The organism is Dyadobacter frigoris (assembly GCF_005280585.1).
GTDB classification, from domain to species: Bacteria; Bacteroidota; Bacteroidia; order Cytophagales; family Spirosomataceae; genus Dyadobacter; species Dyadobacter frigoris.
This window is the reverse complement of sequence record NZ_SZVO01000047.1, coordinates 1-3,519: the sequence shown is the minus strand read 5'-3', so window position 1 is coordinate 3,519 and position 3,519 is coordinate 1. Positions and strand designations below refer to the sequence as shown.

At 42.2% G+C, this 3,519-nt stretch carries 3 protein-coding genes; all 3 read left to right on the top strand.

What is annotated here, in order from left to right:
• Nucleotides 1–150 precede the first annotated feature (150 nt).
• Genes FDK13_RS35115 through FDK13_RS35105 form a run of 3 tightly spaced genes read left to right on the top strand, consistent with a single transcriptional unit; the run spans nucleotide 151 to nucleotide 3,386 of the window.
• Nucleotides 151–1,380, top strand: coding sequence for a site-specific integrase (locus FDK13_RS35115; RefSeq protein WP_170983025.1), 1,230 nt, complete (start codon nucleotides 151–153; stop codon nucleotides 1,378–1,380).
• The gene (locus tag FDK13_RS35110) at nucleotides 1,373–2,374 is read left to right on the top strand and encodes a tyrosine-type recombinase/integrase (RefSeq protein ID WP_170983024.1); all 1,002 of its coding nucleotides are present in this window, start codon (nucleotides 1,373–1,375) and stop codon (nucleotides 2,372–2,374) included. The genes FDK13_RS35115 and FDK13_RS35110 overlap by 8 nt, the downstream gene beginning before the upstream one ends.
• Nucleotides 2,361–3,386, top strand: coding sequence for a site-specific integrase (locus FDK13_RS35105; RefSeq protein WP_137344666.1), 1,026 nt, complete (start codon nucleotides 2,361–2,363; stop codon nucleotides 3,384–3,386). The genes FDK13_RS35110 and FDK13_RS35105 overlap by 14 nt, the downstream gene beginning before the upstream one ends.
• The last annotated feature ends 133 nt before the right edge of the window (nucleotides 3,387–3,519 follow it).

The following is a 3,519-nucleotide window of genomic DNA, read 5'->3' as shown; positions in this document are numbered from 1 at the left end:
ATTATGGAAAGTAAAAGATTATGTAAAGCGGCTGAGTAAAAGCACTGAAAGTACCTGTGTTACAGGCGCTACTTTGCATAAACACTTTACATAAGATTACTCCAGTTATTTGTGATGGCAATTTTGCCATCACAAATAACTGGAGTATCAATGGAAACATTCGAAGAATTAATTAAGCAATGCATTCAGCATTTTGAACGGCAGCGTTTTTCTACTGGCAGAATTAACATGTACAGATTCCTATGGCTGAAAAAATTAATGCCATACATGATAAAGGAATCGGTACCGTATTACGACGCCTCTGTGGGCGAAAAATTTCTGCGTACTATAGTGACCGGAGATATTATTTCCCGGTATCAGGATGACATCATTAGAAGTGTCAATTTCTTAAACGAATTTCAAGAAACAGGCACGATCAGTAGTCATCATTTCAAGCCCCTTGAACGGGAGTTGTCAGGTCCGATAGGTCTTGCGATGGAACAATTCTTATTGCATCTTGGGGCGTTACGCCGTACCCAAAAAACAGTAAGTGAATATCGGCGCGCGCTCTACAGGTTGTTCATTTACCTGGAAAGCAAGCAAATACAATGCTTACAAGCGATCAGCGAAACGCACATCGTAACGTTCCTTTCTACCAGTACAAATAACAAGGCCTTGATTATATCATCGATCAGGTTTTTCTTGCAGTATCTGCATAAAGAGCATTTATTAGAAAACGACCTTTCGTTGGTTTTTGATGGATATAAATACTCCCGGTCAGAAAAATTGCCCTCCGTATATAGCAAAAGTGAAGTATTACAAATAGAAGCGTCCATTCAAAGATCAGATGCTACCGGAAAAAGGAATTATGCCATGATGCTGTTAGCGACACGTTTGGGGCTTAGGGCATCAGACATCGCCCATTTGAGTTTTAGCAATATTGATTGGGAAGAAAGTACTATCACCTTATGCCAGTATAAAACAGGAAATGACATCAAACTTCCATTGTTAACAGCCGTGGGTGAAGCGCTCATAGATTATTTGAAATACGGCCGAAAAAATAGTGAGTCAGATAAAGTCTTCCTTTTCACGATCGCACCTTTTTCTCCTATGACCAAAAGTTCGGTCAGCAACATGTTTTGCCGTATCATTGAAGCCTCCAAAGTAGATGTCAGAGGCAGGAGACACGGAGCACACGCAATGCGCCACAGTCTCGCCTGCCGGTTTTTGGAGAACAAGGAATCTATGCCTGTCATATCCGAGGCGCTTGGTCATCGGAGTACAGAGACCACCATGTCTTACCTACGGATAGACCTGGAATCGCTAAACCAGTGTGCGTTACATGTTCCGCCAGTTTCCAGTAGTTTCTATGAACAGAAAGGAGGTGTTTTTTATGAGTAAGTTAAATTATCAAAGTATATACGCTCCTTACATTAAGGAATTTATAGCCATAAAAAATGGGCTGGGCTACACCTCATTACGGGCACAATGGATACTCCTTGAACTGGACAGCTTTTTTGTGAATAATGAGGTAAAGGAATTAGGTATCACGCAACAACAGGTCGAACAGTGGCGAGCCACCCGTATCAACGATGCTCAATGCACGATCTACGACAAATATTGTACCCTGGCGCAGTTCTGCAAATATATGTGCAGGATCGGTTATGATAGTTATATACCGAGACTCCCCCGGAAGATAAGTGGGTTTACCCCGTATATTTTTACCAATGAACAGATGATTGGCATCTTTCAGGCTTGCGATCATTATGAATTATATGATAGGCACCTGAACACGACTCTTTTTATAATGCCGGCAGTGATACGACTGTTGTATGGCACCGGCCTTAGGATCAACGAGGCTTTGTCCTTAAAGAACAAGGATGTGGACTTTGAAAAGCAATGTCTTTACATCAGAAAAAGCAAGAACGGAGATGAACGCATATCACCTTTGTCTGAAACTTTGGTAACAGTACTCAGGCAATACTTACAATATCGTGATAGAATGCCGCTACCGCGTCTCAACGATGAAAAGAACTTTTTTTTCGTCTCCCCGATGGGAAAAAGGTGTTCACAGGTCGTGGTCTATTATTGGTTCAAAAAGATGTTAGCAGCTTCTGGAATCCCACATCAAGGAAATCATAAAGGCCCTCGTCTTCATGATCTAAGGCATACGTTTGCGGTTCACTCACTTGTAAAAATGTCTAAAGCTGGATTGGACCTGTACTACTCCCTGCCTTTGTTATCAACCTGCCTGGGACATAAATCGCTGAAATCCACGGACCATTATGTAAGGCTTACGGCAGAAATATATCAGGATGTACTAAACGACGGCAACGAGATATCTGCTCATGTTTTCCCTAAAACCCAAACTAACGCAGCCTATGGAAACGACTGATCTGGCAAAATATCTAAGTGACTTTTTCGCCAAATATCTGCCGGGAGAGCGCAATGTCAGTTACAACACTATCCTTGCTTACAAAGACACCTTTGTTCAGCTCATCACTTTCATGAAAGAGCAAAAAGGCATAGCGGCGCAAAAGCTGACACTTGAAAAAATAAACAGGGATACGATAATGGATTTCCTCGATTGGCTGCAAGAGGCCAGGCAATGCAGCAACGCCACCCGCAATTACCGCCTTGCCGCTATTCGTTCATTCTTTAACTACCTCCAATATGAAAATCCGGAAAGGCTATTCGAGTGGCAGAAGATCATCTCCATAAAAGTAAAACAGCACCAAAAGAAAAGCATCAACTATCTCACGACTGACGGTATAAAGTTGCTTCTTGAGCAACCCGACATTAGTACCCGAAACGGTCGCCGAAATCTCGCCTTGCTTGCCTTGATGTACGATAGCGGTGCCAGGGTTCAGGAGATGATCGACCTTACACCCTCCAGTGTTAGGCTGGATTCCCCTAACATTGTAAGGCTTGTAGGCAAAGGGCGTAAAGCGCGGTTGGTTCCACTCCATGAGGAACAGATCGTCTTTCTGAAAAAATATATGCAGGAACTTCGTTTGTTAGAACCCCATGCCAATCTGTACCCATTGTTCTCAAACAAAAGAAACGGAAAGCTTACCCGCGCTGGCATAACATACATTTTAAAAACGTATGCCGATCAGGCAAGGAAAATTAACCCGAGTATCATACCAGATAATATCAGTTGTCATTCCTTACGGCATTCAAAAGCGATGCACCTTTTGCAAGCTGGCGTTAACTTGGTTTACATACGTGACCTTCTCGGACACGTATCCATTCAGACAACCGACATCTACGCCCGTGCTGATTCCAAGCAAAAACGGGATGCTTTTGAAAAGGTTTATGTTGAAATGAAACCTGAAAAATCCAAAGCTAACTCGTGGGAGAAAGATGATACCTTGTTGGAATGGCTAAGGAACCTTAAAAAATAGCTGCATTATTATGTAAAGTGATATTGTAAAGTAGACGGCCAAACACACCTGTTTACCCCTCTTTATGATGTTGCTTTACATAATCTTTTACTTTCCATAATTACCGTTATGCAAAGCTTTGCATAACGGTCAC